Raw genomic sequence first — 26,250 nt, forward strand, 5'->3', positions numbered from 1 at the left:
GACGAGGATCATTTCTGGGTGCTCACGGCATGACCCGTCCACGCAGGACCACGTGGCGGGGGTGCGCCAGCACGCGGACGTCCGCCCGCGGGTCCGCCTCATAGACCACCAGGTCCGCCGGTGCCCCCTCGGTCAGCCCCGGGCGGCCCAGCCACTCCCGGGCGCCCCAGGTGGCGGAGGAGAGCGCCTCCAGCACCGGTATGCCCGCCCCCTGCGCCAGTTCGGCCACCTCCTGGGCCACCAGGCCGTGCGCCAGCGAGCCGCCCGCGTCCGTGCCGGTGAAGACCGGGATACCGGCGTCGTAGGCGGAGCGCACCGTGTCATAGCGCCGTTCGTGCAGCCTGCGCATATGGTCCGACCAGCGCGGGTACTTGCCCTCCCCGCCCTTGGCGAGGGTCGGGAAGGTCGCGATGTTGACAAGGGTGGGCACGATCGCCACTCCTTGTGCGGCGAAGAGCGGAATCGTCTCCTCGGACAGCCCGGTGGCGTGCTCGATGCAGTCGATCCCCGCCTCCACCAGGTCCCGGAGGGAGTCCTCGGCGAAGCAGTGGGCGGTCATCCGGGCGCCCTCCTCGTGTGCCGCGGCGATCGCCTCCTCCAGGGCCCAGCGCGGCCAGCAGGGCGTCAGATCGCCCTCCTCGCGGTCGATCCAGTCGCCGACGATCTTCACCCAGCCGTCGCCGCGCCGCGCCTCCCGGCGCACGTACGCCGCCAGGTCCCCCGGCTCGATCTCGTGCGCGTAGTTGCGGATGTAGCGGCGGGTGCGCGCGATGTGCCGGCCGGCTCGGATGATGCGCGGCAGGTCCTCGCGGTCGTCGATCCAGCGCGTGTCCGCGGCGGAACCGGCGTCCCGCAGCAGCAGCGCCCCTGCCTCCCGGTCGGCCAGCGCCTGCTTCTCCGTGATCGCTTCGTCGACCGCGCCGTGGGCGTCCAGGCCGACGTGGCAGTGGGCGTCCACCAGACCGGGCAGCACCCAGCCGGTGAGGCGGCCCGCGTCGGGGCCGAGGGCTTCGGCCGGCGGGCGGACGTAGGTGATGCGGCCGTCAACCACCCACAGCTCGTCCCGCACGTCCTCCGGACCCGCGAGCACCCGTCCCTTGATGTGGAGATTCCCGCCGTCAGTCATGACCCGCACTGTACGATCCCGCCGCGCGGCCCGGCATCCCGCACCCGTGCACTCACGCCGCACGCGCGACGGATCTGCGCGAGGCCGTCACACGGCATTAACCGGGAATTCCGGAAGTCACCTGCGTGAGCCTATCCCTATATTCATCTCAGGATATACTTCAGCGGATCTTCGCACTGTTTATCGAGGGTAGCCGCCCATATTCTTCTGCCCGCTTTCTGGCACCTCAAACACCGAGATTCCGCTTCGTCGGCAGACCTCGGACGAGGGGCGCGCAGCAGTCGTTACATCAATGTGACGGACTCCACACAGTGCCCGTATCACCCCACAAAACAGGGATATGACCACCGAAAACGCAGCCGTTCTGGCCTCCTGCGCGCCCTCGCGCGATACCATACGACCCCCCTCCTACGTAACCCCAACCGACGATGCGGTTTCAGAATCTCCTCGGTAAATTTGATTCGCATGACCGCCGCACAAGCAGACCATGCACGTGCCCCTAGTGATTTCCTGGAAATGCCGGAGGGACTGAAGCTCGACACTCCTCGACTGGAGGACGGAGGCGCAATTTGGCGAATCGCCCGCGACTCCCGGACGCTCGATCTCAACTCCTTCTACAGCTACCTTCTGTGGTGCCGTGACTTCGCCGACACCTCAGTGGTGGCCCGAGGTGCGGACGGCGCACCGGTCGGTTTCATCACCGGCTACCGGCGCCCGCAGCGCCCCGGCACCCTGCTGGTCTGGCAGGTCGCAGTCGACCAGGCACAGCGCGGGAGGGGTCTCGCCGCGGCAATGCTGGACGGGCTGACCACCCGCACCGCCCGGGATCTGGGCGTCGAAAGCGTCGAAACCACCGTGACCCCGGACAACGTGCCCTCGAACCGGCTCTTCACCTCCTACGCCGGGCGGCACGGCGCGGCGGTCGAGCGCGAGGTGCTCTTCGGAGGCGAGCTGTTCCCGGAGAGCGGCCACGAGCCTGAGGTGCTGTACCGAATAGGTCCGGTCGCCTCCCTGGTGAGCCGGCGGCCCCCGGCGGCCGACCAGGTACGCGCCGACCGGCCCTGAGCACAGACCGGCTGCCCGGCGCGGACCCCCCGCGCGGTGCGCGGCGGAGGCCGGGCCACGGAGCGGCCGGGAGCCCGTCAGGCCCAGTCAGGAGCCCGTCGAAGCCGTCGGAGGCGACCACGGACCACATCCGGGCAACCACACCCCCCAGAGACTTTCCCCACGTGACTCATCCCAGGAGCAAGCTGTGACCATCACCCAGCCGGATCTAAGTGTCTTCGAGACCGTCGAGTCGGAGGTGCGCAGCTACTGCCGTGGCTGGCCCACCATCTTCGACCGCGCCCAGGGCGCGCACATGTACGACGAGGACGGCCACACGTATCTCGACCTGTTCGCCGGAGCCGGGACACTCAACTACGGCCACAACAACCCCGTACTCAAACGCGCGCTCATCGACTACATCGAGCGCGACGGCGTCACCCACGGACTGGACATGTCCACCTCCGCGAAGCGCGCGTTCCTGGAGACCTTCCAGGAAGTGATCCTCAAGCCGCGCGGCATGGACCACAAGGTCATGTTCCCGGGCCCGACCGGCACCAACGCCGTGGAGGCCGCACTGAAGCTGGCGCGCAAGGTCAAGGGCCGCGAGTCCATCGTGTCCTTCACCAACGCCTTCCACGGCATGTCGCTGGGCTCGCTCGCCGTGACCGGCAACGCCTTCAAGCGCGCCGGTGCGGGCATCCCGCTGGTGCACGGCACCCCGATGCCGTTCGACGACTACCTCGACGGCGCGACGCCGGACTTCATCTGGTTCGAGCGTCTGCTCGAGGACCAGGGTTCCGGACTGAACCAGCCCGCCGCCGTCATCGTCGAGACGGTGCAGGGCGAGGGCGGCATCAACGTCGCGCGCCCCGACTGGATGCGCGCCCTGTCCGACCTGTGCAAGCGGTACGACATGCTGCTCATCGTGGACGACATCCAGATGGGCTGCGGCCGCACAGGTGCCTTCTTCTCCTTCGAGGAGTCGGGCATCGAGCCGGACATCATCACCCTCTCCAAGTCCATCGGCGGCTACGGCATGCCGCTCGCGCTCACCCTGTTCAAGCCGGAGCTGGACATCTGGGAGCCGGGCGAGCACAACGGCACCTTCCGCGGCAACAACCCGGCCTTCGTGACGGCGACCGCCGCACTGGAGACGTACTGGACCGACGGGCAGATGGAGAAGCAGACGCTCGCCCGCGGTGAGCAGGTCGAGGCGGCGCTGCGCGGGATCGCCGAGGAGCACCCGGACGGCATCGTGGGCTACCGCGGCCGCGGCCTGGTGTGGGGCATGGAGTTCCATGACAAGGACCGTGCAACGGCCATCGCCAAGCGCTCCTTCGAGCTGGGCATGCTGATCGAGACCTCCGGCCCGCAGAGCGAGGTCGTCAAGCTGCTGCCCTCGCTCACCATCACCCCCGAGGAGTTGGACGAGGGGCTGCGCGTGCTGGCACGCGCCGTCCGCGAAACCGCTTAGCCCGTTCGGGCGATCCTCTAGCGGCCGGCCCGTCCCTCATCATGGGACGGGCCGCCCCCTTTTCGCGGGCCGTCCCGTCAAGTCCCCGCCGGGTCCTCCCGGGTTTCCTGACGGATCGGGCCGGGACGGTCGCCGCGAGACAACCGGCCACAGCCGTGGTCCCCTGGAAACACAGGTTCAAGAAAGGCACACTCAGTGATCGTTCGTTCTTTTCAGGACATCGAAGGCACAGACCGCGACGTCAGGTCCGCCTCGGGCACCTGGCGCAGCAAGCGCATCGTGCTGGCGAAGGAGCGGGTCGGCTTCTCGCTGCACGAGACCACGCTCTACGCAGGTACGGAAACCTCGATGTGGTACGCCAATCACATTGAGGCCGTACTGTGCGTAGAGGGCGAGGCCGAGCTCACCAACGACGAGACCGGTGAGAAGCACTGGATCTCCCCCGGCACGATGTACCTGCTCGACGGGCATGAGAAGCACACGGTTCGTCCGAAGTCCGACTTCCGGGTCATGTGCGTTTTCAACCCGCCGGTCACCGGCCGGGAAGACCACGACGAGAACGGGGTCTACCCGCTTCTCACCGAACCTGCCGAGGGCTGAGCGCCCCAGCAAGGCCGAGACGCCCCACGCGGCGCCACGTCGGTCGTTCGCCCAGCAGAAAGGGCCGTACGAGAGGAGAGGAAGGCAACACCATGATCACCGCACCCGAGCGCACCGCCGACCTGTACCCGACTCGCGGAACCACTGAGGTGGCATCACCGCGACTGGACCCAGTTGTGTGGTCCGAACCGGGAACGAAGGGGCCAGTCTCAGCCCCGGAACTGGCGGACTTCGAGCGGGACGGGTTCCTCGCGATCGACCAGCTGATCACGCCCGACGAGGTGGCGGTCTATCAGCGGGAACTGGAACGGCTCACCTCCGGTCAGGAGATGAGGGACGACGAGCGCTCGATCGTCGAGCCCAAGTCGCAGGACATCCGGACCGTGTTCGAGGTGCACAAGATAAGCGAGGTCTTCGCCGCACTGGTGAGGGACCCGCGTGTGGTGGGCCGGGCACGGCAGATCCTGGGGTCGGACGTGTACGTCCACCAGACCCGGATCAACGTCAAACCGGGGTTCGGTGCCTCAGGTTTCTACTGGCACTCGGATTTCGAGACCTGGCACGCGGAAGACGGTCTGCCGCGCATGCGGACCGTGTCGGTCTCGATCGCACTGACCGAGAACTACGACACCAACGGTGGCTTGATGATCATGCCGGGGTCGCACAAGACCTTCCTCGGCTGTGCGGGAGCCACACCGAAGGACAACTACAAACAGTCGTTGCAGATGCAGGACGCGGGCACGCCGTCCGACGAGTCGCTGGCCAAGTTCGCCGACGCGCACGGAATTCAGCTCTTCACCGGCAAGGCCGGGTCGGCGACCTGGTTCGACTGCAACTGCATGCACGGGAGCGGTGACAACATCACTCCGTATCCGCGGAGCAATGTGTTCATCGTCTTCAACAGCGTGGAGAACGAGGCGGTCGAGCCCTTCGCCGCCCCGGTACGACGCCCCAGCTTCATCGGGGCACGGGACTTCACCCCCGTGAAGTAGCCGGTGCGGTGGGGCGCAGTTGAGCCCCACCGGTACTCCGCCGGCTGGAGGGGCGGGGCCGCAGGGAGAGTCCCGCCCCTCACCAGCCATGAAGCCGGTCCGCAGCGCGAACCGCGCACGGACCCGCACGAGCCTCGGTGCGCACCGCATCGCTCGAACACCGCATCACTCGAACGGCTCAGCGCGGGCCTGGTGTATTCACCTGTTCGGTCAGGCCGTCGAGCCAGCGAACGAGACGGGCCCCCTCGCGGGTCATGATCTCCGGGTCGCGCAGGGCGTTGGAGAGCAGGGACATGCCCTGGTAGGCGCCGACGAGCGCCAGTGCCAGTTCCTCGGGGTCGGCCATGCCCAGCTGGCGGTACTGCTCTTCCACCCAGTCCAGCAGCCGGCGGATGACATGGCCCACCGCGAGGTCGAGGCCGCCCTCGGCTCGTTTGTCGAGTTCGACGGCGAGGGTGCCCGTGGGACAGCCGTAGCGGGCTGCGGTGTCGCGCCCGCTGACCCACGCTTCCACGAGCCCCTTGAGGCGTTCGCGCGGGTCGGGGAGCTGGTCGAGCCGGCCGGTGAGGGCCTCCAGGTGTCCGGTGTGCTCGGAGAGGGCGGCTTCCACCAGCTCGTCCTTGGTCTTGAAGTAGTAGTAGACGTTGCCCACCGGGACGTCGGCGGCGCGGGCGATGTCGGCGATGGTCGTGCGTTCCACGCCCTGCTCGTGGAGGACTCGGGAGGCGGCGGCCATCAGCCGCTGCCGCTTGCCGACGGCCTTCGCCCGGGGGTGCCGAGAATCCTTTGAGTCAGTCACCCAACTGACTATAGACAGCAGCGTGCCGGACCGTGTTAACGTCTCACCCAACGAAGTAAGTCAGCCAACTAACTTACTCATCGAGCCAGGGAGATCGACATGATCGTGGTGACAGGTGCGACCGGGAACGTCGGGCGGGCGCTGGTGCGGAAGCTGACCGAAGCGCAGGTACCGGTGACGGCCGCAGCCCGCCGTATCACCGACGCGGACGTGCCGCCAGGGGTACGGGCGGTGGCCGCCGACCTGGCCGATCCGGCGAGTCTGCCGGGCGCGTTCGACGGGGCGCGGGCGCTGTTCCTGCTGGTGGCAGGCGAAAACCCGCACGGCATCCTGGAAAGGGCGAAGACCGCCGGGATCCGCAAGGTCGTGCTGCTGTCCTCGCAGGGCGCGGGGACCCGCCCGGAGGCATACCGGCACCCGGGCCGGTTCGAGGCGGCCGTCCGGGAGTCCGGGCTCGACTGGACGGTCCTGCGGTCGGGCGGGATGGCCACCAACGCCTTCGCCTGGGCGGAGTCGGTCCGTACCCGGCGCACGGTCGCCGCGCCCTTCGGTGACATCGGCCTGCCCTTCATCGATCCGGACGATGTGGCCGCGGTCGCCGTCTCCGCCCTGACCCAGGACTCCCACCTGGGCGCCACCTACACGCTGACCGGTCCCGCGCCGACCACCCCGCGGGAGAGGGCGGCGGCGATCGCGGCCGTGCTGGGCGAGCCAGTCCACTTCACCGAGCAGACCCGCGCGGAGGCCCACCAGCTGATGGCGCAGTTCATGCCGCTGCCCGTGATCGAGGGCACCCTGGCCATCCTGGGTGAACCGACCGAGAGCGAGCAGCGGGTGAGCCCCGACGCCACGCGAGTCCTGGGCAGGGCACCGGGCACCTTCGCCGACTGGGCCGGCCGCAATGCCGCAGCCTTCCGATGAGCGCGCTCAGAGGGTGCTGAGCACCTCCAGCAGCCGGTCCACGTCCGTCTCGGTGTTGTAGAGATGGAAGGACGCCCGCAGGTTGCCCGCCCGTGCCGAGGCCTCCACGCCCGCCTCCTTCAGCCGGGCGGCGGCGTGGCCGAGACCCGGCACGGCCACGATCGGCGAGGCGGCGGGCACCGGCCGCAGTCCGAGCGCCTCGGCGCCCGTACGGAAGCGGTCGGCCAACCCCAGGTCGTACCGTCCGATCCGGTCGGTGCCGATCTCGCCGACCAGCGCGAAAGAATGTTCGGCGGCGATGTACGAGACGAACGCGGGCCGTTCGTCGAACCGCCGTGCGTCGTGGGCGAGTTCCTCGATCGGCCCGTAACAGCTGTTCCACGGCTCCTCGCCCGCGACCCAGCCGGAGTTGAGCGGCAGCAGCTCGTCGCCGACATCCTCCGGCACCACCAGCAGCGAGACGCCGTGGGGGCTCATCAGCCACTTGTAGGACCCGCACAGCAGGTAGTCGTATGTCTCGGGCGGCAACCGCAGCCAGCCGAGCGCCTGGGTGGCGTCGACGACGATCCGGATGCTGCGCCCGCTGCGTGGCTGCGCGTCCACCGCCGCTCGCAGCGCCGCCAGATCGGCAACCCGGCCGTCCGCGGACTGCACGGCACTGACCGCGACCAGCCCCGTCTGCGGGCCCACCGCCTCGGCGAGCCGCTCCAGCGGGACGCTGCGCAGCTTGAGGTCGGTACGTACCGCGAACGGGTTCACCAGGGAACTGAAATCATCGTCCGCGATCAGCACTTCGGCACCGGCGGGCAGCGAGGCGGCGATCAGTGCGGCGTGCGTGGCCACGGAGTTCCCGACGGCGACCCGGGCGGGGGGCACCTCCGCGATACGGGCGAACGCCGACCGCGCGGCGGCGAGGGCCGTGAAGTTGTACTCCGGCCCGGTGCGCCCGTGCGCCGCGTCCTCCGCCGCGTTCTTGAGTGCCCGCGCGGTGCGCAGCGGAAGCAGTCCGGTGGACGCGGTGTTGAGGTAGGTCTTCGTCAACGGCGCGAACTCCGCGCCTCCCAGGCTCGTCATGTCAGCAGCCTGGTACCGCATTCGGCGGCTGTCCAGTTCGGGTCTCGCGCGCCCGCCCCGGATTCTCGCCGTACGGGCAGGTCAGCCGGGATGTCCGCCGCCCGGAGCCGGAGCGCACGGTACCGGCGGGTGAGCCGGTACCGCACTCCGCTCCCCCGAACGGCGGAGGCGGATCATCGTACGGGGCGACGTACCGGCCCGCGCGGCGCGGCAGCGTAGGGCCCATGACCCAGACCTCCGCTCCTCCTGCTGTCTTTGCAGCTCCCGCTGTATCCGGTCCGCCCTCGGCGCCACACCGCGCCCGCGTCCTGTTCGTCATCGCGGTCGCCGCCTGCCTGCCCTACATCGTCCTCAAGATCGTCTGGATCTGCGGCGGCGACACCGGCATCCCCGCCGACAGCGTGCTGCTGGATCCCGACAGGAAGACGGCACTGCGCCTGGCGAACGGGCTGACCGTCCTGATGGACGCGGCGGTCCTCGGCCTCGCACTGCTGCTGACCCGGCCATGGGGCCGACGGGTCCCGGCCTGGCTGCTGGCCTTCCCGATGTGGCTTGCCACCGGACTGCTGGCGCCCATCATGGTCGCCTTCCCCATCCAACTGGTGGCTGGTGCCGGGTCCGCGGGGACGGCGGAGTCCCGGGCGTTCCTCGACCCGTGGGTGTTCGGGGTCGTCTACGGCGGCTTCATCGTCCAGGGCCTGGCCCTGGGCGGCCTGTTCGTCCCCTACGCGCGGGACCGCTGGGGCCGTCTGTGGCGCGGCCGGATCGGTGAGCTGCCGGACAGCCCGCTCGCTCCGGCGCGGAAGGCCACGGCCGTGGCCGCCGCCGCGCTGGCCCTCTGCCCGCTGACCACACAGCTGCTGTGGGCGTCCGGCTCGGCGGCCGGGCTCAGCGAAGACCTGGCCCAGGACCGGGGCAGCGATATGTACGTCAGCCAGGGTGTCGGCGCCCTGTTCGGCCTCGCCGCCGTGACGGGGCTCCTGCTGCTCGCCTTCCGGGCCCGTCCCGGACTGCGGCTGGCCGTGCCCCTCGCGATGGCCTGGACCGGCTCCGGCGTACTGACCGGATGGGGCGGCTGGATGACGCTCGCGTCGCTGGCCGTGGACGACGCGGAGGCGGGAGCCACCCCGGTCATGCACCTCACCTACTCTGTGCAGATGACCGTCGGCCTGCTCATCCTCACGGCGGGCGCACATTTCCTCGCCGAACGAGCGGCGTCCAGTGCTGTGTCCGGCAACGGCACCAGCAGCACCCCGCGCTCGGAACGATCCGCGGCGTGAGGTGTCCGCTGGGGCGTCGCGCACGGTTGCGCTGGGTGCATCTGCTGCTCGGCGGCGCGCTGCTGATGCCCTATCACCTGCTCGCGATGGCACTGCTGCCGGTGTTCTCCCCCGGTGCCGACCCGTTCCGCTCGGCCGGCTGGCAGCTCCTCGCCTACGGGGTGAGCCTCCCGCTCGTCGCGGCCACCGGCTGGCTCTTCCCCCTGGTGCGCACCCTGGAGACGCACGCGGCGCAGGCGCTGTGCGGCGTACGCGCCGACGTGCCGGCCGGCAGTCCGGCCGCCTCGGACCCCGCCCGGCTGCGTACGGCGGGCTGGTTCACGCTGCATGTCGGGCTCGGTGGGCTGGTCAGCGGGGCGAGTCTGGCAGTGCCGCCACTGGCTGTGGTGCTGCTGCTCATCCCGTTCGTCCCGAGTGTGCGGCACCGGGACTGGGGCCCCGGGTGGGGGTGGGTGGAGGGGCCGCTGTTCTGGACGACACCCTTCATCGGCGCGGCCCTGCTCGCGACGCTGGTGTCGGTGGCGTACGCGGCGGGAGTGCTGCTCGCGCGTGGCGCGGCCCACCTGCTGGGGCCGACTCCCGCCGACCGGCTCGCGGCGGCGGAGGAGCGGGCGCGGATGCTTGCTTCCCGCAACCGGCTCGCCCGCGACCTGCACGACTCGGTGGGCCACGCACTGAGCGCGGTCACCCTCCAGGCGGGTGCGGCCCGGCGCGTGCTGGACGCGGATCCGGAGTTCGCGCGCGAGGCGCTGACCGCCATCGAGGAGACCGCCCGGGACGCGGTGGCCGAACTGGACACGGTGCTCGGCATCCTGCGGGAGGCGGACACGGAGGGCGACCGGAAGGCTGAGGGCCCGCTGGGGCCCACGCTCGCGGCGGGGCTGGCCGGGCTGCTGGCGCGCACCCGCGCCTCCGGTGCGCGGGTGGAGTGCCGGGTGGGTGAGGAGGTGGTGCTCGAAGCGCTGCCCGCCGCCATCTCCCGCGAGGCGTACCGGATCATGCAGGAGGGGTTGAGCAACGCGCTGCGGCACGCGGGGACGCAGCCGATGACGGCGCGGCTGGTTCTGGCAGAAGGGGATGGGCGAGAGACCTTGGAGATCGTGATGGAGAATCCGCTGCCCAACGGGACGGGGCCCGCCGTCGGCACCGGCGGCGGACGCGGGCTGGCCGGGGTCGAGGAGCGGGCCACCCTGCTGGGCGGCTCGGCGCACGCCGGACCGGCCGATGCGCGCGGTACGGCGGTCTGGCGGCTGAGCGCACGACTGCCGCTCGCGGGCGGCGGGCCGGACCGTACCGGCGGGAGGGCCCGATGACCTCCGCCACACCGGCGCCACCCGCGCCGCTGCGCGTGGTGCTGGCCGACGACGAGCGGCTCGTACGCACCGCGCTGCGTGCGATCCTCGGCGCCGAATCCGACATGACCGTCGTCGGCGAGGCCGCGACCGGCACCGAGGCGGTCTCGGTCGTCCGCGAGGCCCGTCCCGACCTCGTGCTGATGGATGTGCGCATGCCGGAGATCGACGGGATCCGGGCGACCGAGCTGCTGCTGGAGTCGATGGGCGCGGACGCGCCCCGGATCGTCGTCGTCACGACCTTCGAGAACGACTCGTACGTCTACGACGCGCTCCGCGTGGGCGCCAGCGGCTTCCTGCTCAAGCGCGCGGCGGCCGAGGAGCTGGTCCAGGCCGTGCGGCTGGTCGCGCACAGCGACTCGCTGCTCTTCCCCTCCGCCGTACGCGGCCTGGCCGCGCGGTACGCGCCGGAGCGCGGGGCCCCCGCGGGGGACGGCCGGGAAGAAGCCGGCAGCCTGCGTTCCCGCCTCACGGAGCGGGAGGCCGAGGTGCTGCGGCTGATGACCGAAGGGCTGACGAACGCGGAGATCGCGGCCAGGATGGCGGTCGGCCCGGCCACCGTGAAGAGCCATGTCGCCTCGGTGCTCGCCAAGCTCGCCGCCCGCGACCGCACCCAGGCGGTGATCACCGCCTACGAACGGGGCTTCGTCACCCCGGGGTGAGCCTGCTGCGCAGCAGCCTCACGTACGGCGTCCAGCGGGCCGGGGCTGCGACCCTGCCGGTGGCGGCGAGCTCGGCGCGGTCCAGGCTTTGCTCCAGCACGGCGTCGTGACAGGGGCGGTACACCAGGGGCCAGCTGAGACGGGCGGTGCCGCGGGCGCGCATGACGAGCGTGTGGCGCAGCACGGTGCTGTGCTCGCCCTTCGGGTGCACGGTGTACTCGTGGAAGCCGTGGAAACCGCGCGGGCCGGTGAAGCGGAAGCGCACCCACTGGCCCGGCGCGTAGCCGATCACCGTGTACCGGACCGGGCCGTGCCCACCGCGCGCGCCGACGGCGAGCGCGCCGTCCAGCACCATGGGGGGCCAGTCGGCTTTCGGCCACAGCCGGTCCTCTGGCCCGGAGAGCCCGTCGATCAGCGCCCCAGCCTCCCGCTCCCCCACCGGCAGCAGCCTTTCGTGAACGTTGTACACCGCCATAGCCGCACTCTTCCCGTCGCGGACCGGTCGCGAGGCTGGTCCAGGTTTTAGAGGTATCTCTCTAAATACACTGGGGAGCATACTCTGAAACCATGGCCCGACCCTCGCGCTACGGTGCGTCCGATCTTCTCGACGCCGCGGTGCGGCTGGCCGCCGAGGGCGGCCCGGCGGCGGTCACGATGGCCGCCGTAGCCAAGTCCGTGGGCGCCCCGAGCGGATCCGTCTACCACCGCTTCGCCGATCGCCCCGCGCTCCTCTCCGAGCTCTGGCTGCGCACCCTCGACAACTTCCAGTCGGGCTTCCTGAGCGCACTGGAGTCGACTGCACCCCGGACGGCCGCGATGGACGCCGCCCGGCACACCGTGTGCTGGGCCCGCGATCACCCCGCCGAGGCGCGGGTGTTGCGCTACAACCCCCGGGACTTCGAACAGGCCCGCTGGCCCCAGGAGGCGGGCCGCGCGCTACAGGCCGCCAACACGCGCGTGTACGGCGCGGTCCACACACTCGCGCACCGACTCGGCGCCACCGGACAGGTGGACGTCGAGCGCGTCGTCGTCGCGGTCATCGATGTGCCGTACGCGCTGGTCCAGCGGCACCTGCAGGAGGGCAGCCCGGTGCCATCGCACGTGCTGGAGACCGTCGCGCAGTGCACTGCGGCTCTGCTGCCGGGCGGCGGCGAACCCCCGTCGTGACAGCGGGTGGCGCGGCGTAGCCGTCACCGGTTGCCCGTCCGTCAGCCGCCCAGTTCGGCAAGGGTGGCGTGGAAGTCGTCGGTGCCCTGCGGGGGACGGTTGTGCGGGAGGCGGGAGAGGACGCTCGCCATGCCGCAGGTGTCCGTGGCCGCCGAGAAGACCAGTCCGGCGCCGATCCCGGCGGCCAGCCAGCGTGCCGCCGGTGCACGGCGGCCCGCGGCCAGCCCCAGCAGCACGAGACCGCCCGCGGCGAGCCGGACCTGGCGCTCCATGGGCCAGACGGCGCGCGCCCCTTCGGGGTGGTCCAGCGGGTAACCCGCGCCCGCCCAGGCGGCGGTGCCACCGGCCAGCGTGGCGGCGGCGGTGTCGGCCTCGGCGAGCGTCTGGCATGCCCGTGCCGAACGGGCTCCGGAGGCACAGACGACCAGCAGCGCACTCCGGGCGCCGGCCGCACGGAGTGCGGGCAGCGCCTCGTCCAGCCGGTCCAGCGGGATGTTGCGCGCTCCGGGGAGGTGGCCGCTCGCGTACTCACCGGGGGTGCGGACGTCTATGAGCGTGAACTCGCCCAGGCGGGAGGCGGCCTGGGCGGGTACCAGGGAGGCGGGGGTGGTCACGAAGGGTCCTTTCGGTCGCGCCGGGGCACCGGTGCTCGGTCGTCCGTGCGAGGGCGGAATTCTCCACGCTACCCGGGAGGGCGCCTTTCCCCCCCAGACGCCCAGGGTGGTCGCGCACTGCGACCTCAACCACACGTGAAATTGAAGACCGCATCCACTGCTTCGAGAAGTTCCTGACCCGGCGCCTGGGTGGGAAGCTCACCAACACCCCGGACGGGTAAGCCCGTTCGCGCGCCCCGCGACTGAACGGCGGAGTGGGGCCGCCCTCGGGCAGCGGCGGAACGGCCGTTGAAACGCTCACCACCGTGCATGATGGAGCACCAAACGATCATCTACGGGAGGCAGCACCGTGAACGAGAGCATGGACCGGGGCCTGGCCGACGGACTGTCAGACGCCCTCCACTTCGCGGCGCCGGACTCGGACTCCGCCCTCTCGGACCTCGCGAGCTCCGGCGTCGTCAGCTGGCTGATCCTCGGCCTGATCGCGGGCACCGTCGCCAAGGTGCTGCTGCCGGGCCGCGATCCGGGCGGGGTCATCGGCACGGCGCTCATAGGCGTGGCCGGAGCCTTCCTCGGCGGCTGGCTGTCGGCCACCTTCCTCGACCGGCCGGTCAGCGACAACTTCGTCGATCCGGCGCTGTGGGTCGCGGCGATCGCGGGCTCGCTGGTGCTTCTGGTCGGCTACCGGATCTTCTTCGGGCACTCCCGCGACCGCCGCTGACAACGGCGGCTGTCCGCCACCCCGACCCGGAGGGGCAGGGGTGGCGGACAGTCGGGCAGGCGGGGCGTTCAGCCGGCCGATCGGCCGCGGCCGTGTGGCCGAACGGCTCAGTACGGGCCGTTGACGTTGTCGATCGAGCCGTACCGGTCGGCCGCGTAGTTGCAGGCCGCGACGATGTTGGCGACCGGGTCGGCCTGGTCGTACGCGGTGCCCTCGACGTGGTAGGCGTCGAACGTCGGCTTGATGACCTGCAGCAGACCGATGGACGGCGTGCCGTTCTGGGCGTTGATGTCCCAGTTGTTGCTGACGTTCGGGTCGCCACCGGACTCCCGCATGATGTTGCGCTCGATGCCCTCGTAGGAGCCGGGGATGCCCTCCTGCTTCATGATGGCCATGGCCTCGCGGATCCACCCGTCCAGATTGTCCGGGTAGCTCTGCCCGCTCGCCGCCGGGCTGTCGGCCGGCGTCTCGCCCGAGTCCACGGCTGTGCGGTCGGCACTGCGGTCGGCGCGCTCCTGCCCCGAGCCTTCGTCCTGCCCGTTCGCGGCCTCCGAGACGGCGAGGGTGAGCTTCTGGCCGGGGAAGATCAGGTCCGGGTCGTCGCCGATGACCTCGCGGTTGGCCTCGTGGACGGTCGACCAACCGCCCTCGATGTCCTGGGCGGTGGCGATGCGGTGCAGGGTGTCACCGCTGACGACGGTGTACGACTCCGCACCGCCCTTGCTCTGCTGCACGGCGGACGTCGTGGCGGACTGCGCCTTGTCCGTTACGGAAACGGGAGCCGCCTGTGCGCCACCGGCGAACACCAGCGGCGCTGCCAGACCGGCACCGCCGACCGTGAGGGCAAGGAAAAGGCGGGAAGTGTTACGGGAATTGATGGGGTTACGCGAACGTCGATGGCGACCACGAGACATGGTTGTGCGTCCTCTCCTGCGCCTGCGAGGTGAGCTGTCGGATTCGGACAGGAGTTGCCCGGCCATACTCCAGCGCTCGACAGCAGAAGCTGCAGCGCAAGGGGCATGGCTTCACCCCGAGCCGGCCGCGTGACGTGCGGCACGGCACTTACCTGGTTCCCCCGCTCCTGCCACGGTGAATGCTGTTTCCCTCCACCGGGGCAGGATTCGGCGTCCGGCGGCGGAACCCCCATCACAGGTCCGGGGGCGAGGAAACATAAACACAGGGCCTTACGAGAGACAAGGCGCTGGAACCCCGCCACTCGCATTCCGGAGAAGGGGCTCGCAAATTCCGCCACGGTATGCTGTGGATCATTTTCCGTGCGTGAGAAGCGCGAATTCCGGGATTTCCCCAATAGGTGGCCTGTGCGCGCGAATTGACGGCGCGCCAACGTCTGAGCCCTTGCGTGGCGGTGCACCGGGCGGCAGAGCGGACGGCTCCGATGTGACTCCCGGCACAGGGCTCTTGGGCGATACCGCTATATCCGTCCATAGCCGACATCGGCCCCATACGGGCTGATCCTCGGGGACGGGCGCTCCGCCCGGCCGCCGGCCGGAGGAGAGAGGCGCGGCGCGGGTGTGCGTACGCAGCCGTCACCGTCCGCACGCAAAGACGGGTATCGCACCGCTTCCGGTTCCCTCCCTGGGCCCCCGGTTCTGCCGGAGCGTGATCGCTCCCCGTGCCCCGCTCCCGCACCCCACCCCTGCCGGGCCTGGCGTGCCGTGCGCGGCAGGAGCACGATGGAGGGGTACCAGCAGCGCGGGAGGCCTCTGCCAGGACCGGCCCGGTGCGCGCCGCCCGGTCGGCCCGCCTTCCGCCGACAGGCGAGGGAGGTACGGAGCAGCATGGCCACATTCATGGATGTCCACACGGGAATGACGGGCATCACCGAAGATCAGCTCAGGGAGGCGCACACCGCCGACCGGGCGATCGAAGGCGATGAGAACGTCCGCTTCGAGAAGGCATGGGCCGACCCGGAGGCGGGCGTCGTCTACTGCCTCTCCGAGGCACCCTCCGCTGAGGCGGTGCAACGGATCCACGAGCGGGCGGGTCACCCGGCCGCCGAGATCCACGAGGTGCCGCTGGAGGTCTGAGTCCGCCCGGCTTCCGCTCCCAAGGCCACGACCGCCCCGGCCGCCCGTCGCCGGGGCGGTCGTGGTTCCCGCCGGAGGCGGTTACGCCCTGGTGCACGTCGTTACGTACAGCCCGCCCGCTCCATGGCCAGTACCGCCAGTGAGCGGGCGGTGGCGGCGGGGTTTTCGGTGACCGAGAGGCCGCCGAGCACCGTCGCCCCTTCATGCAGCAGCGCGAGCTCGTCCGCGAGCCCCGCCGGGTCCGCCGCGCCCGCTTCCTCACCCAGCTCACGCAGATAGCCGCGCAGCCAGCGCTTCTGGTCCTCGATCACCGCCCGGCCGGGATGCGCCGGACCGGTCAGCTCGGCGGCGGCGTTGACGAAGGCACAGCCACGCGGGTTCTCCCGGCGCATCCACTCCCCCAGCCCGTCGAAGGTCGCCAGTACGCGCCCGTACGCGCTGCCGCCGCCTGCCGAGACCCGGGCGGTCAGCCACTCCCGCCAGCGCTGGTCACGCTCCCGCAGGTACGCCGCGACCAGGGCTTCCTTCGAGCCGAAGCGGTCGTAGAGCGTCTTCTTCGTGACTCCCGCCTGCCGGGCGATCAGGTCCACTCCCACCGCGTTGATGCCGCGCCCGTAGAAGAGCAGGGCCGCCGCGTCCAGGATCTTCCGTCCGCCGGGCGTGAGCGTCCCGTTCGCCACCCGATCACCTCCGCACTTGCAGTAAACCGATCTGTCTAGTTCACTCTACTCCCATCGGGAGTAAACAGATCGGTTTACTCGTCGCATCCGCCGCACCCGCCGCACCCGCCGGGGCTGAGAAGGACGAGGGAGATCCATGCGTGGCACCGCCATATCCACCGGGCTCGTGGTGATGTGGAGCTCCGGGTTCATCGGGGCCGAACTGGGGACCAGGGAGACCACCGCCGACACGCTGCTGATGTGGCGCTTCCTCGTCGCCTCCGCGCTCCTCGGCGGCGCGTGGCTGCTGCTGCGCCGCCGAAGGCTGCCGCCACGGGCCCTGGCGGAGCAGGCACTGATCGGACTGCTCTCCCAGGGCGTCTACCTCGGCGGAGTGGTCTGGGCGGCCGGTGCAGGAGTCCCCTCCGGGACCTCGGCACTGATCGCCGCCCTCCAGCCGCTGGCCGCAGGCGCGCTCGCCGGGCCGCTGCTGGGCGAGACGGTGCGCGGGCGCCAGTGGCTGGGCCTGGGGATCGGGCTCGCCGGAGTCGCGCTTGTCGTGGGGGACGACCTCTCCGCACCGGCCGCCGCACCGCTCTGGGCCTACGCGCTGCCGTTCGCCGGTATGGCGGGCCTGCTGGCCGCGAGCTTCCTGGAACGGCGAGCCCGGCACCCGCTCGCCCCCGCCGACACGCTGCCGCTGCACTGCCTCACCAGCGCGCTCGCCTTCACCGTGATCGCGGGGGCGGCGGGGCACGCGGTTCCGCCGGGCGGCGGCTCGTTCTGGATGGCGGTCGGCTGGGTGGTGCTGCTGTCCACCGTCGGCGGCTACGGCTTCTACTGGCTCAGCATGCGCCGTAACGGAGTCACCCGCACCAGTGCCCTGATCTACCTGACGCCGCCGACCACCGCCATATGGGCGTACACGATGTTCGGGGACGCACTGGGCCTGGCCGCCGTGGCGGGGATGGTGCTGAGCGTGGTCGGGGTCCTCGCGGCCACCGTCCGGGTGAAGGGCGGACCGTCGGTGACGGCAGCGGTGCGGGCGGGGACCGGGGCGGGGACTTGCATGGGGCCTGGCAGTAGTACTGGGGCAAAGGAACCGCAAAGCGAAGTCGTTCGTTAGCCGGATCATGACTGCAATGACCCCTGGCTCGAATCTTCCGCTGACCGCCACGCGGGTGGCGGTCGAGGTCACCGCTCCGGTGCGGCTCGACGTGTCGGGCCTGCTGATCGCCGCCAACGGCAAGGTCCGCTCCGACGACGACTTCGTCTTCTACAACCAGCCCAGCGGACCAGGCGTTACCCACAGCAGCGGCGCGGCCGACACGATCACTGTGGAGACCGGCGGTGTGCCCGCCGACATCGAAAAGATCGTCGTGACGGCGAGCCTGGACACCCCCGGCGCCACCTTCTCCGGCACCGAGCCGACGGCCACCGTGCGCGACGTGGGGACGAACGCCGTCATCGCCACCTTCACCCCGCCCCGGCTCGGCCCCGAGACCGCCCTCGTGGTGGTCGAGGTCTACCGGCGGAGCGGCGCGTGGAAGGTGCGCGCGGTCGGGCAGGGCTATGCGAACGGTCTGGGCGGGATCGCGACGGACTTCGGCGTGAGCGTGGAGGAGCCCGCACCCCAGGCCGCGCCGCAGGCCCCGGCACCTCAAGCCCCGGCACCACAGGCGCCCGCCCCACCGGCTCCGCAGGCGCCCGCCGCCCCGGCCCCGCCTCCGCCGGCGCCCCCGGCGCCCCCGGCTCCTGCCGCACCTGCCGCACCAGCCGCACCAGCCGCACCAGCCGCAGGCGGCAGAATCAACCTCGACAAGGGCAGGGTCAACCTGCAGAAGAACGAGACGGTCTCGCTCGTCAAGGGCGGCGCCCCCATGCTGTCCTCGGTGCGGATGGGGCTCGGCTGGGAGCCCGCCTTCCGCTCCAAGGACATCGACCTCGACGCCTCGGTCATCGCGTACGACGCCAACCGCAAGAAGGTCGACGCCTGCTACTTCGGCAAGCTCGTCATCCTGAACGGCGTGATCCAACACTCGGGCGACAACCTCACCGGCGAAGGCGCGGGAGACGACGAGGCGATCACCGTCCATCTCGGCAGCCTTCCGCCGCAGGTCACCGGGCTGGTCTTCACGGTGAACTCCTTCTCGGGGCAGAAGTTCACGGATGTGGCCAAGGCATACTGCCGCCTGCTGGACGCGGGCAGCGGTGAGGAGCTTGTGCGCTTCGACCTCACCAACGCCGAGCCGCGTACGGGCGTGCTGATGTGCAAATTGATCCGCCAGTTCTCCGGCGAGTGGGAGATGACCGCCCTGGGCGACTACGTCGACTCGCGTACGGTCCGGGGCATGGTGAAGCCGGGCGGCGCCGCGCTGTAGCGGGTACGGACCGGGAGGGTGCCCGCCGGCGGGCACCCTCCCGGTCCCGCTCCATACCGCCCGCGGCCTCAGCGCACGCGCTTCCAGGGGCCCGTCACAGCCAGCAGGATGCCCGGCGTCTGGATGTTGGCGAAGAGCGTGCTGCCGTCGGCCGAGAAGCAGACCCCGGCGAACTCGCTGTACTCCGGCTCCTCGTCGGTGCCGAGATTGAGCTCGTTGCGGGCGAGCGGATAGGTCTCGCCGCTGTCGGTGGCACCGAAGAGGTGCTGGTGCCCGGAGCCGTCCTCGGCGAGGATCAGGCCGCCGTAGGGCGAGACGGTGATGTTGTCGGGCCCGTCCAGTCCGCCCGTCTCTGAGGGCTCCTGGTTGACGCCGAGGCGGACCTTCAGGGTGACCGTGCGCCGCTTCGGCTCGTAGAACCAGACCTGGCCGTCGTGCGGTACACCCGGGCTGTCCGAGGCGCGGGCGTAGGAGGAGACGAAGTAGGCACCCCCGTCGGCCCACCACATGCCCTCCAGTTTGCGGGCACGGGTGACCTCGCCCTCTCCGAACTGCTCACGCACCGGCTTCTCCCGTGCGTCACGGTCCGGTACGTCCACCCAGTCCACGCCGTAGACGACGCCGATCTTGGTGCTGTGCGAGAGGTCTTCGACGAAACGGCCGCCCGAGTCGAAGCACTTCATCGCCTGCAGGGTGCCCGCGTCGTCGGCGAGACCACGCAGCTGCCCGCGACCGTGCCGGAAGTCCTCCGGCGGGGCCCAGCGGAAGAAGAGGCCGTTGGGCTCGTCGGCGTCCTCGGTCAGGTAGAGGTGGCCGCGCTTGGTGTCGACGACGACGGCCTCGTGGTCGTACCGGCCCAGCGCCTTGATCGGCTTCGGGTCCTGATTGGCGCGGCGGTCGTGCGGGTCGACCTCGAAGACATAGCCGTGGTCCTTGGTCATGCCGTTCTCGCCGGCACGGTCGGTGTTCTCCTCGCAGGTCAGCCAGGTGCCCCACGGGGTGCTGCCGCCCGCGCAGTTGGTGGAGGTGCCCGCGATGCCGACCCATTCGGTCACATGATCGCCGTGCTTGGAGACCTCCACGACCGTGCAGCCGCCCGAGGCGGCCGGGTCGTAGACCAGGCCGTCGGTGAGCGGCACCGGGTGCTTCCAGTTCGCGCGGGGGCCCTTCAGCTCGTGGTTGTTGACGAGCAGGGTGGCCCCCCGCGCGCCCTCGAAGGCGGCGGTGCCGTCGTGGTTGGAGGGAGTGCTCTCCCCCGTCTCCAGCGTTGTCTCGCCCGAGTGGGTGAGGATCCGGTACGAGAAGCCCGCGGGCAGCGCGAGGATGCCCTCGGGGTCGGAGACGAGCGGGCCGTAGCCGGGGCCGTCGTGATGTCCGTGTCCATGGCCGTTGCCTTGCCCATGACCGTCGTGCCCCTTCCCGTCGGCCAGCGCGCCGGGCGCGGTGGCCAGCACACTCACGCTGCCCGCGAGGGCGACTCCGGCGCCCCCGGCGGCGGATCGCTTGGCGAAGTCTCTCCGGCTGATCGGCATCGTCTGTCTGCCTCTCCTGTGCGCGTCGTCAGTGGTGGCGCGGCACACATTGCGCGCCGCCGACGAACCGGGGCTGAACTGTGCACGACGCCACGGGGCTGTTTCACGGACAAGCGGAAGGCAAGCGTCCGCCGACGGGCGACGGGCCGCGAACGGCAGCGCGCAGCAGGCCCCGCTCACCGATCCAGCCTGGTCCAGACGACCCCAGGCCCGAGAAGACCGCGAGGACAGGGCCTGGGGAGGCCCCGTCCTCGCTGCGTTGTTCGGGCCCGCGGCGATCCGGGAGCGCCCTAGTCGCGCGTGTGCGACCGTGCCTTGAACGCGGCCTTGCGGGCCTCCTTCGCCGCCCCCTTGTCGGGATGGATGCGGCCCATCGCCTCCAGTACGTAGGCGGTGGAGGGGTGATCGACCTGCCACGCCTTGTCGAAGAACCCGGTGTGCTGGTCGACCAGGCCCTGCACCAGGCTCTGGAGTCCCTCCGGCTCGCCCGCCGTGGCCAGTTGGGCCGCGAGCGTGTCGATGGTGAGCCAGAAGACCATCGCCTCGTCCGGCTGCGGCACGTCCGAGGCTCCGAGCTCGACCAGCAGGACCCGTGCCAGGCCGCCCAGTTCGCGGTCGTCGAGCACCTCGCGCAGCGCTGGTTCGCCCTGCGAGCCCGTGAGGGAGAGCGCCAGCTGGCAGGCGAGGCGGCGGGCGGGGGCATCCTTGTCGCTGCCCTGCCCGGCGGCGAGGAGCTCACGCGCGGCGTCCAGCCGGACACGGTCCGCCAGCCACTGTTCGATCTCCAGCCGGGCGCTGTCCTCCGGGAAGGAGGGCACGGCCCCGAGCAGGGTCTCGGCGCTCTCCCCGGCCAGGTCACCGATGACGGGGGCGTCGACGCCCGCGTCGCGCATGCGCTCACGCACGCCGTACATGCCGAGCGGGGTCAGCCGCACCATGCCGTAGCGGGAGACGTCCTCGTCGTCCGGCTCGTCCGGCAGGTCTCCCTCGGACTCCTGGGTGAGCGCCTCGTCCACCGGCTGGTAGGCGATCAGGCCGGTCGGCTCCAGGATCCGGAACTGATCGTCGAGGCGCATCATGGCGGCGGAGACCTCCTCCAGCACCTCGTCCGTCGGCTCCTCCATGTCCTCGGGGACGATCAGCGAGGCGGCCAGTACCGGCAGCGGGACCATGGCCCCCTCGGTGACGGCCGGGTCGGTGACCGAGAGAAGGTAGAGGTTGCCGAGGACGCCGTCGAGGAACTCGCTCTCGTCCTCCGGATTCCAGTCCAGGGCGTCGAGATCGATGGAGTCCGGGTCGAGCCTGCCGTCCTCGCTGACGGCCGGGTCGAGCCCGTCCAGCAGGTCCTCGAGGCTGGGCGTGGCGGCGTCCGCCAGGACGCTCTCCAGCCCGCTCTGCCAGATGTCCAGCACATCCTGCGGGCTGCCGCCGCCGGTCAGCCGGTCCAGCTCCTCGCCGACGGTGGCGGTGGCCACCGGTTCGTCGCTCTCCAGGCTGGGCTCGGCGCCCTCGTCCTCCTCGATCTCGACGAGGCCGGTGTCGACGGCGAGGTTCCACGCCTCGGACACCTCGGCGGGGCCCTCCCCGCCGTCATCCAGATCGAGGTGGACCGTGGCCTCCTTGAGCTGACCGCCGAGCAGCTCGCCGCCCGCACCCACCCGGATGCCCGGCCCGGCCCAGCGGGCGAGGCGCACCGCGCGCGCGAAGAGCGGTGCGGCCAGCGCGTCCCTGGCCAGATCGGCGTCGGCGGGCAGCCGCACGGGCGGCAAGGCGGGACGTTCGTCACCGGGCATGGGGTGGCTCCTTGTGCGGCTTGGTGCGGTGCGGACAGTACGCGCGGATGGCGCGGCACCCATGGTGTGGTGCCCCAGCCTAGGGCGTGTCCGGTGGGTCTTCGGAAGGGTTCAGCCCGCAGGGGGCGCCTCTCGGGCCGCCGGGCTCGGAGGGAGGCCGGCGCGTTCATCCCCGCTTGGCCCGGAGTACCCGCGACGTGCCTTGACAACGCCCGTGCCCTCGGGGAGTTTTACGCGCGTAGAGCGGCCGGGGCGTCCCGCAGGACTCCCTCGGCCCCGGCTGCGTTCCGGTTATTCCACCCGCCCCGGAGGACCTCTTGACCACCCGCCATCACGCCGCACTCGGTGCGCTCACCGTCGCCGCGCTGACCTCCGCACTGCTGACCGTGCCCGCCGCCGCGCGGTCCGCCGCGGACGCCGACGGGCAACTGCGGATCCACGACCTCCAGGGGTCGACCCGCCTCTCCCCCTACGCGGACCGCACGGTGCGCGAGGTCCCCGGCATCGTCACCGGTGTACGCGGCTACGGCTCGAAGGGCTTCTGGATCCAGGACCCGCGAGGGGACGGCTCAGCGGCCACCAGCGAGGGCATCTTCGTCTTCACCGGCTCCGGTCCCGCGCCGGGAGTGCGGGTGGGGGACTCCGTGCTGGTCTCCGGCAAGGTAGGCGAGTACTACTACGGCGGCAGCGGCTCCGGAAACCAGTCGGTTACCCAGATATCCGGTCCGGAGGTGACCGTGGTCTCCTCCGGCCACCGGCTCCCCCGCCCCGAGAAGCTGCACGCCGACCGCATCCCGGAGGCCTACACCCCGCCGGGGGACCCCGCGCAGGAGGACGGCATCGAGGGGCTGGCACTGCGGCCGGAGCGTTATGCGCTCGATCTGTACGAGTCCCTCGAGGGGATGAACGTCCAGGTGCCCGACGCCCGGGTGGTCGGTCCGAGCACCCCGTACGGCGAACTGTGGGTGACGGTGAAGCCCCGGCAGGAGCGCACCGTACGCGGCGGCACCCGCTACAGCTCGTACGACGCGCAGAACTCCGGGCGTCTGAAGATCGAGACGCTGACCCCGCTGTCCGAGGAGCCGTTCCCCGCCACCGACACCGGTGACCGCCTGACCGGCGGCGCGGCCGGGCCGCTGGACTACGACCAGTTCGGCGGCTACAACCTCGCCGCCCGGGAGACGGTGACGGTCGAGCGGCGTGAGCTGCCCCAGGAACGCACCCGGGCGCAGCGGCGGGGCGAACTGGCCGTCGCCACCTACAACGTGGAGAACCTCGACCCCGGTGACGACCCGGCGAAGTTCCAGCGGCTTGCGGACGGTGTCGTCGAGAACCTGGCCTCGCCCGACATCCTGGCGCTGGAGGAGATCCAGGACGACACCGGCGCCAGGAACGACGGCACCGTCACCGCCGGGAAGACCGTGAGCAAGCTGATCGACGCCATCGCAGCCGCCGGCGGCCCGCGCTACGAGTGGCGCGGGATCGCCCCGCAGGACGGCCAGGACGGCGGACAGCCCGGCGGCAACATCCGCAACGTCTTCCTCTTCAATCCCGAGCGGGTGTCCTTCACCGACCGCCCCGGCGGCGACGCCACCACGGCGACCGGCGTCACCGAGCAGCGCGGCCGGGCCGCGCTCACCCACTCCCCCGGCCGCGTCACGCCCGAGGACGCCGCCTGGGAGGACAGCCGCAAGCCGCTCGCGGGCGAATTCCGCTTCCGCGGACGGCCGGTGATCGTGGTCGCCAACCACTTCGCCTCCAAGGGCGGCGACCAGCCGCTGCACGGACGCGTACAGCCGCCGCAGCGGTCCTCGGAGAAGCAGCGGCTCCGGCAGGCGACACAGGTCAACACCTTCGTCAAGGAGGTGCTCGCGGTGCAGCGGAAGGCAAAGGTGGTGGTGCTCGGCGACATCAACGACTTCGAGTTCTCCCCGACCACCCAGGCTCTCACCGACGGGCACGCGCTGCGCAGCACCGTCCGCAGCCTGCCGCGTGACGAGCGGTACACCTACGTGTTTCAGGGCAACGCGCAGGTGCTGGACCAGACCCTGGTCTCCCCCGGCATCCGGCGCTTCGACTACGACATCGTGCACACGAACGCCGAGTTCGCGGATCAGGTCAGCGACCACGACCCGCAGGTGCTGCGCTTCCGCCCCTGAGGGGAGCGCAGCACGACGGGGGCGGCGGGCGGACGGCGGGGGCGGAGCGGCCGGGCCGGGGCGGAAGTTGAGCACTGCTAAACGGATGTCCCAGCACAACTAAGTGGACCTGTGCGGCGGTCGGGAACCAGACTCCGCCCATGACCCCCCGTCCCGGCCTCTTCGGCCGTACCGCAGCCGCCATGATCACCCCGTTCGACGCTGCCGGCACCCTCGACCCGGAGGGCGCCCAGCGGCTGGCCATCCGGCTGGTGGACGAGGAGGGCTGCGACGCCCTCGTGCTCAGCGGCACCACCGGCGAAGGGCCCACCACCTCGGACGCCGAGAAGACCACTCTGGTACGCGCCGTCGTGGAGGCGGTCGGCGACCGGGCGGCGATCGTCGCCGGGGTCGGCACTTACGACACCCGGCACACCGTCGTACTGGCCCGGGCCGCCGAACGGGCGGGCGCGCACGGCCTGCTGGTCGTCACCCCGTACTACTCACGCCCCGGCCAGGAGGCCGTCGCCCAGCATCTGCTGAGCGTCGCCGACGCCACCGGCCTTCCGGTGCTGCTCTACGACATCCCCGGCCGCACCGGCACCGCACTCACCGCCGACACGCTGCTCAGGCTCGCCGAACACCCGCGTATCCAAGGAGTGAAGGACTGCGCGTACGACCTGATGAAGTCGGCGAAGGTGATGGCCGCGAGCGACCTCGCCTACTACTCCGGGTGCGACGAACTGATCCTCCCGCTGTGCTCGATCGGCGCCGTGGGATGTGTGAGCACCGTGGCCAACGTGGCCGGGAGCCAGGTGTGCGCGATGCTGGACGCCTACGAGAAGGGGGACCACCGCGAGGCGGCGCGCCGCCATCTCGCTCTCATCCCGCTGGTGGACGCCCTGATGTCCGAGGCCCCGGGCACGGTGACGGTGAAGGCCCTGCTCCACGCCCAGGGCCTGCCGGGCGGCCCGGTGCGCGGCCCGCTCCTACCGGCCGACGCCGCCCTGACGGCCCGCCTCCTGGAGACCTTCGCCCAGGCGACGGCTTCTCAGTAAGGGCCGCCGTCCGGATCGTCCTCGCCCACCCCGCCTGTCACGTCCCGTACGAGCAGCGCCGCGCCCGCCACCGCACCCGGCATCAGCAGGACCGCGACGAACGGCACCAGGAAGCTCAGCACCAGCGGCACGCCGAACCCCAGCGCCAGGCCCTTGCGCGCACGCAGCAGTCGCAGCCGGTCCCGTACGGGGATGTCGCGGCGCTGCATGGCGACCGAGGTCAGCTCCAGCGTGAGGAAGAACCCGGACACGCAGATCCCCAGGACCGGGACGACCGTCTGGCCGATGACCGGTATGAAGCCCAGCAGGAAGAGCGGCGCGGCCAACAGCAGCGCACGGAAGAGCACATGGAGGCTGTCCCGCAGCGAGATCCACAGCTCCTGCCACAGCGGCCGGTCGGGCCCGACCGGACAGTCGCCCTCGGACTCCTCGACCTGCTCGGAGAGCTTCTCGTAGAACGGGTCGCCGATCAGCAGGGTGACGGCGGTGAAGGTGAGGACGGCGAGCAGCAGCCCTCCCATCCAGAGCAGGACGGCGAACAGGGTGCGCAGCCCCGTCCGCCATGTGTCGCCCCAGTCGTCGGCGAAGGGGGTGGCCCAGACCGCGAGGTCGTCCGTCCAGAAGGCGAGGCCGGTCAGCGCCGCCGCGTACAGCACGAGCGCCACCAGGGCGGGCAGCAGCCCGAAACCGAACCACCGGCCGTGCCCGGCGACCCAGCGCTGCCCGCGCACCAAATACCGCAGCCCCAAACCAAGATCACTCATGGCGGGCACGATATCCGGTGCGCGGGCGGCAGCCGAGGCCCGGCGGCG

25 protein-coding genes and 1 riboswitch are annotated in these 26,250 nt (G+C 71.1%); of the genes, 15 read left to right on the forward strand and 10 right to left on the reverse strand.

The window, feature by feature from the left end; genetic code table 11:
* Positions 1-22: 22 nt before the first annotated feature.
* Positions 23-1,126 (reverse strand): amidohydrolase family protein, encoded by a 1,104-nt coding sequence (locus tag LHJ74_RS28535; RefSeq protein WP_260221094.1) that lies wholly within the window; start codon positions 1,124-1,126, stop codon positions 23-25.
* 465 nt (positions 1,127-1,591) lie between these two features.
* On the opposite strand from LHJ74_RS28535, the gene ectA reads away from it, so the two are divergent.
* The 4 genes from ectA to thpD all read left to right on the forward strand — a co-directional run bounded on the left by ectA (position 1,592) and on the right by thpD (position 5,239).
* Entirely contained in the window at positions 1,592-2,191 is a 600-nt protein-coding gene (gene ectA, locus LHJ74_RS28540) for a diaminobutyrate acetyltransferase (protein WP_260221095.1), read from the forward strand.
* Between the two features lie 187 nt (positions 2,192-2,378).
* Positions 2,379-3,647: a diaminobutyrate--2-oxoglutarate transaminase gene (gene ectB, locus LHJ74_RS28545; protein WP_260221096.1), complete on the forward strand. Its 1,269-nt coding sequence runs from the start codon at positions 2,379-2,381 to the stop codon at positions 3,645-3,647.
* A 195-nt stretch (positions 3,648-3,842) separates the two neighbouring features.
* A complete protein-coding gene (locus LHJ74_RS28550) occupies positions 3,843-4,247 on the forward strand; it encodes an ectoine synthase (RefSeq protein WP_260221097.1) in 405 nt (134 codons plus the stop codon).
* A 92-nt stretch (positions 4,248-4,339) separates the two neighbouring features.
* Complete coding sequence (gene thpD, locus LHJ74_RS28555) at positions 4,340-5,239, forward strand: ectoine hydroxylase (protein WP_260221098.1); 900 nt, start codon at positions 4,340-4,342, stop codon at positions 5,237-5,239.
* A gap of 178 nt (positions 5,240-5,417) precedes the next feature.
* On the opposite strand, the gene LHJ74_RS28560 is transcribed toward thpD, so the two are convergent.
* Positions 5,418-6,038, reverse strand: coding sequence for a TetR/AcrR family transcriptional regulator (locus tag LHJ74_RS28560; RefSeq protein ID WP_260221099.1), 621 nt, complete (start codon positions 6,036-6,038; stop codon positions 5,418-5,420).
* Between the two features lie 99 nt (positions 6,039-6,137).
* On the opposite strand from LHJ74_RS28560, the gene LHJ74_RS28565 reads away from it, so the two are divergent.
* Positions 6,138-6,959 (forward strand): SDR family oxidoreductase, encoded by an 822-nt coding sequence (locus LHJ74_RS28565; RefSeq protein ID WP_260221100.1) that lies wholly within the window; start codon positions 6,138-6,140, stop codon positions 6,957-6,959.
* A 6-nt stretch (positions 6,960-6,965) separates the two neighbouring features.
* On the opposite strand, the gene LHJ74_RS28570 is transcribed toward LHJ74_RS28565, so the two are convergent.
* Complete coding sequence (locus tag LHJ74_RS28570) at positions 6,966-8,033, reverse strand: aminotransferase class V-fold PLP-dependent enzyme (RefSeq protein WP_260221101.1); 1,068 nt, start codon at positions 8,031-8,033, stop codon at positions 6,966-6,968.
* A gap of 224 nt (positions 8,034-8,257) precedes the next feature.
* Here LHJ74_RS28570 and LHJ74_RS28575 point away from each other — a divergent pair, with 224 nt between their 5' ends.
* The 3 genes from LHJ74_RS28575 (at position 8,258) to LHJ74_RS28585 (ending at position 11,327) form a co-directional block, all read left to right on the forward strand.
* The gene (locus tag LHJ74_RS28575; protein ID WP_260221102.1) at positions 8,258-9,313 is read left to right on the forward strand and encodes a hypothetical protein; all 1,056 of its coding nucleotides are present in this window, start codon (positions 8,258-8,260) and stop codon (positions 9,311-9,313) included.
* 65 nt (positions 9,314-9,378) lie between these two features.
* Entirely contained in the window at positions 9,379-10,626 is a 1,248-nt protein-coding gene (locus LHJ74_RS28580; protein ID WP_260221203.1) for a sensor histidine kinase, read from the forward strand.
* The gene (locus LHJ74_RS28585) at positions 10,623-11,327 is read left to right on the forward strand and encodes a response regulator transcription factor (protein WP_260221103.1); all 705 of its coding nucleotides are present in this window, start codon (positions 10,623-10,625) and stop codon (positions 11,325-11,327) included. Before LHJ74_RS28580 ends, LHJ74_RS28585 begins: the two co-directional genes overlap by 4 nt.
* Here the strand turns inward: LHJ74_RS28585 and LHJ74_RS28590 are convergent.
* On the reverse strand, positions 11,314-11,802 hold the full coding sequence (locus LHJ74_RS28590) for an SRPBCC family protein (protein WP_260221104.1): 489 nt from the start codon (positions 11,800-11,802) through the stop codon (positions 11,314-11,316). The two genes, LHJ74_RS28585 and LHJ74_RS28590, sit on opposite strands and share 14 nt — an antisense overlap.
* A 92-nt stretch (positions 11,803-11,894) precedes the next feature.
* Between LHJ74_RS28590 and LHJ74_RS28595 the strand changes: the two genes are divergently transcribed.
* Positions 11,895-12,494: a TetR/AcrR family transcriptional regulator gene (locus LHJ74_RS28595; RefSeq protein WP_260221105.1), complete on the forward strand. Its 600-nt coding sequence runs from the start codon at positions 11,895-11,897 to the stop codon at positions 12,492-12,494.
* Positions 12,495-12,535: 41 nt separating this feature from the next.
* Here LHJ74_RS28595 and LHJ74_RS28600 read toward each other — a convergent pair whose 3' ends face one another.
* A complete protein-coding gene (locus tag LHJ74_RS28600; protein ID WP_260221106.1) occupies positions 12,536-13,108 on the reverse strand; it encodes a rhodanese-like domain-containing protein in 573 nt (190 codons plus the stop codon).
* Positions 13,109-13,469: 361 nt separating this feature from the next.
* Between LHJ74_RS28600 and LHJ74_RS28605 the strand changes: the two genes are divergently transcribed.
* Positions 13,470-13,829 (forward strand): GlsB/YeaQ/YmgE family stress response membrane protein, encoded by a 360-nt coding sequence (locus LHJ74_RS28605; RefSeq protein WP_260221204.1) that lies wholly within the window; start codon positions 13,470-13,472, stop codon positions 13,827-13,829.
* A 107-nt stretch (positions 13,830-13,936) separates the two neighbouring features.
* On the opposite strand, the gene LHJ74_RS28610 is transcribed toward LHJ74_RS28605, so the two are convergent.
* Positions 13,937-14,563: a LysM peptidoglycan-binding domain-containing protein gene (locus LHJ74_RS28610; RefSeq protein WP_311203361.1), complete on the reverse strand. Its 627-nt coding sequence runs from the start codon at positions 14,561-14,563 to the stop codon at positions 13,937-13,939.
* Between the two features lie 184 nt (positions 14,564-14,747).
* A riboswitch (cyclic di-AMP (ydaO/yuaA leader) is annotated at positions 14,748-14,966 on the reverse strand.
* Positions 14,967-15,628: 662 nt separating this feature from the next.
* Here LHJ74_RS28610 and LHJ74_RS28615 point away from each other — a divergent pair.
* A complete protein-coding gene (locus LHJ74_RS28615; RefSeq protein WP_260221108.1) occupies positions 15,629-15,877 on the forward strand; it encodes an SCO4226 family nickel-binding protein in 249 nt (82 codons plus the stop codon).
* A 101-nt stretch (positions 15,878-15,978) separates the two neighbouring features.
* Here the strand turns inward: LHJ74_RS28615 and LHJ74_RS28620 are convergent, their stop codons facing one another.
* Positions 15,979-16,557 carry a TetR/AcrR family transcriptional regulator gene (locus LHJ74_RS28620; protein ID WP_260221109.1) on the reverse strand — a complete coding sequence of 193 codons (579 nt, stop codon included), beginning with the start codon at positions 16,555-16,557 and terminating at the stop codon, positions 15,979-15,981.
* A 136-nt stretch (positions 16,558-16,693) separates the two neighbouring features.
* On the opposite strand from LHJ74_RS28620, the gene LHJ74_RS28625 reads away from it, so the two are divergent.
* Positions 16,694-17,662 (forward strand): DMT family transporter, encoded by a 969-nt coding sequence (locus LHJ74_RS28625; RefSeq protein WP_260221110.1) that lies wholly within the window; start codon positions 16,694-16,696, stop codon positions 17,660-17,662.
* A 16-nt stretch (positions 17,663-17,678) separates the two neighbouring features.
* On the forward strand, positions 17,679-18,917 hold the full coding sequence (locus tag LHJ74_RS28630; protein ID WP_260221111.1) for a TerD family protein: 1,239 nt from the start codon (positions 17,679-17,681) through the stop codon (positions 18,915-18,917).
* 68 nt (positions 18,918-18,985) lie between these two features.
* Here the strand turns inward: LHJ74_RS28630 and LHJ74_RS28635 are convergent, their stop codons facing one another.
* Together LHJ74_RS28635 and LHJ74_RS28640 are read right to left on the reverse strand one after the other, a co-directional pair.
* Positions 18,986-20,449 carry an alkaline phosphatase PhoX gene (locus LHJ74_RS28635; protein WP_260221112.1) on the reverse strand — a complete coding sequence of 488 codons (1,464 nt, stop codon included), beginning with the start codon at positions 20,447-20,449 and terminating at the stop codon, positions 18,986-18,988.
* A 290-nt stretch (positions 20,450-20,739) separates the two neighbouring features.
* Positions 20,740-22,242, reverse strand: coding sequence for a hypothetical protein (locus LHJ74_RS28640; protein ID WP_260221113.1), 1,503 nt, complete (start codon positions 22,240-22,242; stop codon positions 20,740-20,742).
* Positions 22,243-22,559: 317 nt separating this feature from the next.
* Between LHJ74_RS28640 and LHJ74_RS28645 the strand changes: the two genes are divergently transcribed.
* Both LHJ74_RS28645 and dapA read left to right on the forward strand, forming a co-directional pair.
* Positions 22,560-24,401 carry a DUF8508 domain-containing protein gene (locus LHJ74_RS28645; RefSeq protein ID WP_260221114.1) on the forward strand — a complete coding sequence of 614 codons (1,842 nt, stop codon included), beginning with the start codon at positions 22,560-22,562 and terminating at the stop codon, positions 24,399-24,401.
* A 140-nt stretch (positions 24,402-24,541) separates the two neighbouring features.
* Entirely contained in the window at positions 24,542-25,438 is an 897-nt protein-coding gene (gene dapA, locus LHJ74_RS28650) for a 4-hydroxy-tetrahydrodipicolinate synthase (protein ID WP_260221115.1), read from the forward strand.
* On the opposite strand, the gene LHJ74_RS28655 is transcribed toward dapA, so the two are convergent.
* Positions 25,432-26,202, reverse strand: a complete 771-nt coding sequence (locus LHJ74_RS28655; protein ID WP_260221116.1) for an EI24 domain-containing protein — start codon at positions 26,200-26,202, stop codon at positions 25,432-25,434. The genes dapA and LHJ74_RS28655 overlap by 7 nt on opposite strands.
* Positions 26,203-26,250: the final 48 nt, after the last annotated feature.

Source organism: Streptomyces gossypii, assembly GCF_025165795.1.
Classification (GTDB): Bacteria; Actinomycetota; Actinomycetes; order Streptomycetales; family Streptomycetaceae; genus Streptomyces; species Streptomyces gossypii.

Bases quoted from the DNA above. Each gene is read 5' to 3' on its own strand.
- LHJ74_RS28535 (WP_260221094.1), bottom strand. From the start codon at position 1,126: ATGACTGACGGCGGGAATCTCCACATCAAGGGACGGGTGCTCGCGGGT.
- ectA (WP_260221095.1), top strand. From the start codon at position 1,592: ATGACCGCCGCACAAGCAGACCATGCACGTGCCCCTAGTGATTTCCTG.
- thpD (WP_260221098.1), top strand. From the start codon at position 4,340: ATGATCACCGCACCCGAGCGCACCGCCGACCTGTACCCGACTCGCGGA.
- LHJ74_RS28565 (WP_260221100.1), top strand. From the start codon at position 6,138: ATGATCGTGGTGACAGGTGCGACCGGGAACGTCGGGCGGGCGCTGGTG.
- LHJ74_RS28570 (WP_260221101.1), bottom strand. From the start codon at position 8,033: ATGACGAGCCTGGGAGGCGCGGAGTTCGCGCCGTTGACGAAGACCTAC.
- LHJ74_RS28575 (WP_260221102.1), top strand. From the start codon at position 8,258: ATGACCCAGACCTCCGCTCCTCCTGCTGTCTTTGCAGCTCCCGCTGTA.
- LHJ74_RS28580 (WP_260221203.1), top strand. From the start codon at position 9,379: ATGCCCTATCACCTGCTCGCGATGGCACTGCTGCCGGTGTTCTCCCCC.
- LHJ74_RS28585 (WP_260221103.1), top strand. From the start codon at position 10,623: ATGACCTCCGCCACACCGGCGCCACCCGCGCCGCTGCGCGTGGTGCTG.
- LHJ74_RS28590 (WP_260221104.1), bottom strand. From the start codon at position 11,802: ATGGCGGTGTACAACGTTCACGAAAGGCTGCTGCCGGTGGGGGAGCGG.
- LHJ74_RS28595 (WP_260221105.1), top strand. From the start codon at position 11,895: ATGGCCCGACCCTCGCGCTACGGTGCGTCCGATCTTCTCGACGCCGCG.
- LHJ74_RS28605 (WP_260221204.1), top strand. From the start codon at position 13,470: ATGGACCGGGGCCTGGCCGACGGACTGTCAGACGCCCTCCACTTCGCG.
- LHJ74_RS28615 (WP_260221108.1), top strand. From the start codon at position 15,629: ATGGCCACATTCATGGATGTCCACACGGGAATGACGGGCATCACCGAA.
- LHJ74_RS28625 (WP_260221110.1), top strand. From the start codon at position 16,694: ATGCGTGGCACCGCCATATCCACCGGGCTCGTGGTGATGTGGAGCTCC.
- LHJ74_RS28630 (WP_260221111.1), top strand. From the start codon at position 17,679: ATGACCCCTGGCTCGAATCTTCCGCTGACCGCCACGCGGGTGGCGGTC.
- LHJ74_RS28635 (WP_260221112.1), bottom strand. From the start codon at position 20,449: ATGCCGATCAGCCGGAGAGACTTCGCCAAGCGATCCGCCGCCGGGGGC.
- LHJ74_RS28640 (WP_260221113.1), bottom strand. From the start codon at position 22,242: ATGCCCGGTGACGAACGTCCCGCCTTGCCGCCCGTGCGGCTGCCCGCC.
- dapA (WP_260221115.1), top strand. From the start codon at position 24,542: ATGACCCCCCGTCCCGGCCTCTTCGGCCGTACCGCAGCCGCCATGATC.
- LHJ74_RS28655 (WP_260221116.1), bottom strand. From the start codon at position 26,202: ATGAGTGATCTTGGTTTGGGGCTGCGGTATTTGGTGCGCGGGCAGCGC.